This window comes from Thermoflexus sp., assembly GCF_025055495.1.
Classification (GTDB): domain Bacteria; phylum Chloroflexota; class Anaerolineae; order Thermoflexales; family Thermoflexaceae; genus Thermoflexus.
In genome coordinates, this window is sequence record NZ_JANWXB010000384.1 from 20,728 (window position 1) to 27,685 (window position 6,958).

Sequence of the window (6,958 nt, forward strand, 5' to 3'; positions counted from 1 at the left end):
CGAATGATCGTGGATTCGCGTCACATTGATGGCTTCGTCCCTCGTGGAGGGCCCACCGATTCAACCAGAGGCCTCTCGTTTTCCTTCAGGGCGTTTTTCAAGGAACCCAGAACCGGCCGAAGCCCAGGGCCGCGGCCGCCATGGATCCGAAGAACAGCGCGGCGCTGAGCCCCAGCAGGACGAAATCGTGGCGGCGAAAACGCAGCTCGGTTAGCCATGTGCGCCGCCCCACCCCAAAGGCCCGCAGATCCATTGCGTCGATGATGTCTTCCGCCGTCATCAGGGCATGAAGGGTCACCGGCACCACCAGGGGGGCGAGTCGACGGATCTGGGCCAGGGGACCGCCGCGGATGTTCTCCAGCTCATATCCTCGTGCCCGCTGGGCGTCCATCGTTTGCAGGGCGTCCCGCCCCAGCGTGGGGATGAACCGGAACGCCAGATCCATGGCGTAGGCGATCTTGTCCGGCAGCCCCAGCCCCCGGAAGACCACGCCATACTGGGTGGGATCCAGTGTATACGGGATCAGGATCGCCGCGGTGATGACCGTGCCCATGCGGCACATCTGGCTGAAGGCGAAGAACATCCGTTCCATCGTGACGTTCACCGCCGGCGTCCACCCGAAGATCGTCACCGGGAGGGAGAGACGGGCCAGCAGCCGTTCGGTCTGATACACCTCGAAGCCGCCCCGGCCGGTTAGGAACGTGATGGTGACGAATACCCCTGCGACGAAGCCGGTGAACAGCCAGGCCCGACGGGTCTCCCGCCAGGTCAGGCGGTTCAATCGGAAGTAGAAGAGGGCCAGCACCCACAGGCCCGCCAGCACCCGCACGTCCCAGAAGAAGAGCGTGGAAAGCATCAGAGATAGGGCGAAGAGCAAGCGGGCTCGTGGATCGAAGGTCTCTAGGAAACTCCCTCGCCGCCGGTAAGGCCACGTCACCAGCACGGGCTGGTTCCTCGCTGTGAAGGTCGAAAACGGATAGTGCTCAACGGCTGACAGATGGAAGGGCCATGGGGATGATCTCCTTCCCCCCTTTTCCTATGCTCCAGGAAAGAGCGCGCAGGGGCGAGGCACACCTCCCCCTGCGCGCCGTGTCCTCGTTCATGCGACCCCAGCGCCCCGCCCCAGTTGCTGCTGGAGGGCGTTATAAGCGCCGACCAGGAGCGGAGTGAGGATCGCCGCGTGGAGGATGTTCGGACCAGCGGCGGGCACGAACTCCCCCAGCAGGGCCACCGCAGGCGGATAGCCGTTGATCCAGATATCAGCGATGGCCGCAAAGCCGATGCCCACGATGTTGCCCACCGCGCCCCAGACGATCACGGAGGCCAGCGCGATGTTGGTGCCCAGGGCGAACCGGAGGGCCACCACGAGGATCGCCCCGATCAGTGGCACCCAGCGCATCAGCGGGCTGAGCGGTCCGCCGAAGAAGGGGCTCTCGATCTCCGTGGTCAGCGCCCAGAGGGTCAGCGCCACTCCCACCGCGGCCACGACGCCCGTGAGGAGGTTCAGCGCCCGCTCCCGTCCCAGGATCACCGGGAGGCCCGCCACCAGCCCGATCAGGCCGTTTCCGATATCCCAGGCCGGGAACACCCCCCAGCCGGTGAGGAAGTCCCCGAGGATGTTGCCCACCGCGCCCGTGAAGAAGCCCACGGCGGGTCCGAACACATAACCAAAGAAGACAGGAAAGACGATCGCCGGGCGCAGCGCCACCTGGCTCACGGAGGGGACCACGAAGACCGTGCCGTTAAACAAATAGGAAAACACGCCGTAGAGGGCTGCCCCGATGGCCATATACACCACCTCGCGGGTGCCGATCTGCCATGCGGGGTGATCCGCGGTGGCGAAGTAGACGATGTAGACCAGGACCGCCCCGATGGCCACCCAGAGCAGCCAGCCGAAGCCCTGGAGCCGTGCCCCGGACTCCCCGGTCATCAGGCTGGCCAGCCCCATCAGCAACACCACCACAACCAGCAGGATCAACCAGGTGAAAGCCTTGCGCGCCATGGCTCCCTCCAGATAAAAAGAGATGGATTCCTCTCATGGGCAGGCGAGGCCGCCGAAGGCGATCTCGCCCGCCCGAACATCCAAAAGGCCATCCGTCCCCAGCAAGCGCGACCGAAGCAGGAAACAGAAGGCGCAACCACCACACATATTTTAGCGATTTTAGCGTGAGGTATGGGCTTCCCGCTCAAGCCCGATGAGCGGTTTCGGTTCCCTGAAGGAATTCCACCAGCCGTTCGGCCCGCAGGAAGCGCCCGATCCGACGCCAGTGCTGGCGGTTGGCCTCCAGCAGCGAAGTGGGAACCAGCCGCCCCTGCCGCATCGTCTCGGGATCGGAGAAGACTTCCTCTGGAGGGCCATCCGCGATCAGCCGTCCGTCGGCCACCACCCAGACCCGGTTGGCAAACGAGAGGGCCAGATCCAGATCGTGGGTGATGAAGACCAGGGCGTCCACCGCCGGCGCTGGCCCAAAGGCGATGCGCGCGATCGCGTCCATCAGGCGCATATACGACCGATAATCCTGGCCCGCCGTCGGCTCGTCCATCACCAGGATCCGGCTGCGCATGCTCAGGACCGAGGCGATGGTCACCCGCTTTTGCTGGCCAAAGCTCAACGCCCACGGGGAGGACTGCGCCTGATCCAGCAGCCCCACCAGCTCCAGCGCCCACCGGACATCCGCCTCGATCTGGTCCGGCGGATGGCCCAGGTTGCGCGGCCCAAAGGCTACCTCCTCCCAGACCGTGGGCGCGAAGAGCATCTGGCTGGGGCTCTGGAACACATACCCGATGGTGTGGGCGATCCCCGCCACCGTCTGCTCCCGAGTGGTCTTCCCGCCCACCCACACGCGCCCCCGGCGGGGCTTCAGCAATCCCATGGCCAGCTTGAGCAAAGTGGTCTTGCCAGCCCCGTTGGGCCCCAGGATCGCCAGGCTGTCCCCCTTTCGGATCTCTGCGCGGATCCCGTGCAGGACATCGGGGCCATCCCCATACCCAAAGGACACGTCCTCAAAGACCACCAGGGGCGGTGCGGAAGGGGAGGCCGGTGGGATCTCCACCCGGGGCATCGGACGTCCGCGAACCCCCGGCCAGCGCCGCAACCAGACCGGAAAGGGTACTTTCACCGCCGTGGGATCCACGCGCTCGAAAAACGCCTCCAGGTCCCCCATAAAAGCCAAGCGCCCTTCTTCCAGATAGAGGGCCTTATCCGGCCGGGCCCGCACGGCGTCTTCCACCCGGTGTTCGACGAGCAACACGGTGTGGCCTTCCTGGTGAAGCTGGCGGAAGAGGGCCAGCGCTTCCTGAGCACTTTGTGGATCCAGGGAGGCCAGGGGCTCATCCAGAAGGAGGATCCGGGGGGCCATGGCCAGGACCCCGGCGAGGGCCACGCGTTGCTTTTCCCCACCCGAAAGCTGAAAGGTCGGGCGATCGCGCAGATGGGAGATCCCGAGAGCGTGCAGGACCTCGTCCACGCGCTCCAGGATCCGGGAGCGTGGCCAGCCCAGGTTCTCCAGCCCGAAGGCGACATCGTGCAAGACATCCGCGGCGACGATCTGGCGTTCTGGATCCTGAAGCAGGGTGCCCACCTGTTGAGAGAGCCGGGCCAGCGGCCATGTGCGGGGATCCACGCCGCCGATCCGGATGCTCCCCTGCAGATCGCCCTTGTAGCTGCGGGGGATCAGGCCGTTGAGCGCCCGCAGCAGCGTGCTCTTGCCGCACCCGCTGGGCCCGGCCACCAGGACCATTTCCCCCTCTTCCACTGAGAAGGAGATCCCCTGCACCGCCGGCTGGGGCCGCGCCGCATAGCGGAAGGTGAAATCGTGAACCTCCAGGATCGGCGCCATCGCAGAGTTCCAGCAGGAAGTGTTGAAGCAAATTCTATCATAAGTGCGAAAGCCACAGGCCCTTCACTTGTGAGCGGGATCGTTTGTAGTCATAATGAAAGCGCAGCGGGATCCATTCACGCTTCGCTCGATACAGGAGGCCCTCATGCGGCTGGCACAACGCATGTCCCGACTGGGCACCGAGACGGCCTTTGAAGTGCTGGCGCGGGCGAAGGCCCTGGAGGCGCAGGGACGGGAGATCATCCACCTGGAGATCGGGGAGCCGGACTTCGATACCCCAGCCCACATCAAGGCCGCCGCCATGCGCGCGCTGGAGGAGGGCTACACCCACTACACCCCCGCCGCGGGCATCCCTGCCTTGCGGCAGACCATCGCCGAATACATCCGCCGCACCCGGGGCATCCCGGTAGGGCCAGAGAACGTCGTGGTGGTCCCTGGCGGCAAGCCCATCATCTTCTTCTCCATCCTGGCCCTAGTGGAAGAGGATGACGAGGTGATCTATCCCAATCCGGGCTTCCCGATCTACGAGTCCATGATCCATTATGTGGGCGGACGTCCCGTGCCGCTGCGGCTGCGGATGGAGAACGAGTTCCGGGTGGACGTGGAGGAGCTGGCGCGCCTGATCACCCCCCGCACGCGCATGCTCATTTTGAACTCCCCCGCCAACCCCACTGGAGGCGTCCTCACCCGGGAGGACCTAGCCGCTATTGCCGAGCTGTGCGTCCGACATGATCTGATTGTGCTCTCGGATGAGATCTATAGTCGCATCCTGTATGAGGGAGAGCACATCAGCATCGCCAGCTTCCCGGGGATGCTGGAGCGGACGATCATCCTGGATGGATTCAGCAAGACCTATGCGATGACCGGCTGGCGGCTGGGATATGGGGTGATGCCGGCGCCGCTGGCGGAGGCGGTGACCCGGCTGATGATCAACTCCAACTCCTGCACCGCAGCCTTCACCCAGATGGCCGGGATCACCGCCCTCACCGGACCTCAGGACGATGTCGACCGGATGGTGGCCGCCTTCCGGGAGCGGCGGGAGGTGATGGTGGAGGGGCTGAACCGCATCCCCGGCTTCCGTTGCCTCAAGCCCAGGGGTGCCTTCTATGCCTTCCCTAACATCGAAGGGACGGGAATGTCCTCCCGGGAGCTGGCGTCCTATCTGCTGGAAGAAGCCGGAGTGGCGGTGCTTTCGGGAACGGCCTTCGGGGAATATGGGGAGGGTTTCCTGCGCCTCTCCTTCGCTAACTCCGTGGAGAACATCCAGAAGGCCCTGGAGCGCATCGAGAAAGTGGTCCGCCGTCTCCCGGTGCGCGCGACGGCTTCTTAATTCTTAAAGGATGAAGGCGCTGGGGGTTGCCTTCGGCGGCCCCCAGCGCTTGAACTCCGGTGGTGCTGATCTGGAATCTGGGGGGAGAGGCCGTTGTGCGGCATCTCACTCCTCAGTAGTTGATTACTGAACTTTTACGGCATCAACCCGAACAGCAGCTCCAGCACCGCGCGTCGCTCTGCCTCCGTCATCGGGCGGGGACGGGCGAAATCCTCCAGGAAGGCCGTCTGGAGCACAACCCCCAGATAGCGGCCCTCATAGAACACGTGCCGATCGATGAACGTCTGTCGCACTCCGATAGGATCCACCTGATCGAAGAACAGGTTCCCCAGCCCATAATGAATGAACCACCCTGGCCCCACCTCGAAGGTCTGGGCGTGATGCCCTTGGCTGCCGCTGACGATCACTGCCCCCAGATCTCGCCAGCGACGGAAGTCCTGAACCTGTTGTGGCGTGGGGGCGTAATCGTAAAATTCCCAATACTGAAGGGTCACGATAGGCAGCCATCCCTCCGCCCGCAGGCGGCGGACTGTTTCCTCCAGCTCCGGGACGCACGGCGCCGCGCCGGGCTCCGTGGGGGTGGCCCAGCCGTAGGCCGGCCCCACCGGGTTGCACCCCACAAAAGCCAGGCGGTTCCCGTTGTGCTCCACCCTCAGGGGCCGCAGGGCTTCCTCCAGGTTCTCCCCCCCGCCGTAATATCGCATCCCGAGGCTCCGGTAGATCGCCAGGGTCGCCCGGAGCGGCTCACGGCCGTAGTCATTCAGATGATTGCCGGTCAGCTCAATGATGTCCGCGCCCACATGGCGCAGCAGCTCCGCGTAGCGGGGATCGCTGCAGAACACCACGCCGCTGCGAGGCCGGGGCGGCGGGCAGCCCTCCCAAAAGGAGACCTCATTGCTGAGGTGGGTGAGGTCGGCGCTCTGCAACCACGGTGCGATATCGCGGGCTGGGAACAATACCCCATAGCGCTCCATTTGCACGGCCGTCGCGCGGACCAGCGCGGTGACGCCGGTCATCGCCAGGACGGTCATCCGGCTTTCATCCCGATTCGTCCACCCTCCGGCGGCCTGTTGAAACTCCACCGCCGGGAACCCGGAAGGAATCGGCGCCACGCCGAACCAGATGGTCAGGGGATAGCGCCCCAGATCCAGCCCTCGCTCCATCGGGGAGAGGCCCTCCACCGCGATCACCTTCAACCGGGGCTCCAGACGGTGGAAGGGGACCAGCGCCCACCCGATGCGGGCTGCCCAGAGGCGATCTGCGATCTCCGCTTCCGGCACGGGATGCACCACCTCCGGATCCGGCGGACCCCAGAGGACGGAGAAGAGGCGGATGGTCTCCGTTGTGGCCAGGAGAGGGCCCGGAAGGGTGTCCTGACCCTGCCAGTGCGCGCGCAGCGCATCCAGGGAGACTTCGTCCGTCGCGGTGGGGAAAGGCGCGGTCAGGGCGTAAATCCACGCCCCCAGACGTCCCGGCGCGCCGGCTGGAACCGGCGCGATCCAGGAGGCCCCTCCGCTCTCCACCAGCTGCCAGCGGGGGTCCGCCGCCAGCCGTCGCTGGAGCTCCGCCCGGACCTCCCCGGGGAGCGCGGGATGGAGCCCGATGGGCCACCAGGAAGGCGTGGGGGTGGGAGCCGGGGTAGCGGTCGAGGTCGGCGCGGGCGTTACCGTTGGGAATGCCGGGGGAAGATCGATCGCCCTGCATCCCATCCCGTCGAGCGCCAGGGCCGCGAACGCCAGCCATCGGATCCTCGCCAGGTAGCGCATCCAAGGGCTCCAAGGCAGATCAG

5 protein-coding genes are annotated in these 6,958 nt (G+C 65.6%); 1 reads left to right on the plus strand and 4 read right to left on the minus strand.

Annotated elements, in window-relative coordinates:
* Nucleotides 1–97: 97 nt before the first annotated feature.
* From NZM16_RS12450 to NZM16_RS12460, 3 genes are all read right to left on the minus strand, one after another.
* Nucleotides 98–943 (minus strand): energy-coupling factor transporter transmembrane protein EcfT, encoded by an 846-nt coding sequence (locus tag NZM16_RS12450; protein WP_295450832.1) that lies wholly within the window; start codon nt 941–943, stop codon nt 98–100.
* Nucleotides 944–1,099: 156 nt separating this feature from the next.
* A complete protein-coding gene (locus NZM16_RS12455; protein ID WP_295450835.1) occupies nt 1,100–2,002 on the minus strand; it encodes an ECF transporter S component in 903 nt (300 codons plus the stop codon).
* Between the two features lie 184 nt (nt 2,003–2,186).
* Nucleotides 2,187–3,839 carry an ABC transporter ATP-binding protein gene (locus NZM16_RS12460; protein ID WP_295450838.1) on the minus strand — a complete coding sequence of 551 codons (1,653 nt, stop codon included), beginning with the start codon at nt 3,837–3,839 and terminating at the stop codon, nt 2,187–2,189.
* Between the two features lie 145 nt (nt 3,840–3,984).
* On the opposite strand from NZM16_RS12460, the gene NZM16_RS12465 reads away from it, so the two are divergent.
* On the plus strand, nt 3,985–5,169 hold the full coding sequence (locus tag NZM16_RS12465) for a pyridoxal phosphate-dependent aminotransferase (protein WP_295450841.1): 1,185 nt from the start codon (nt 3,985–3,987) through the stop codon (nt 5,167–5,169).
* Between the two features lie 134 nt (nt 5,170–5,303).
* Here NZM16_RS12465 and NZM16_RS12470 read toward each other — a convergent pair.
* Nucleotides 5,304–6,958: CapA family protein (locus tag NZM16_RS12470; protein WP_295480661.1), on the minus strand; the 1,655-nt coding region annotated here is incomplete at its 5' end.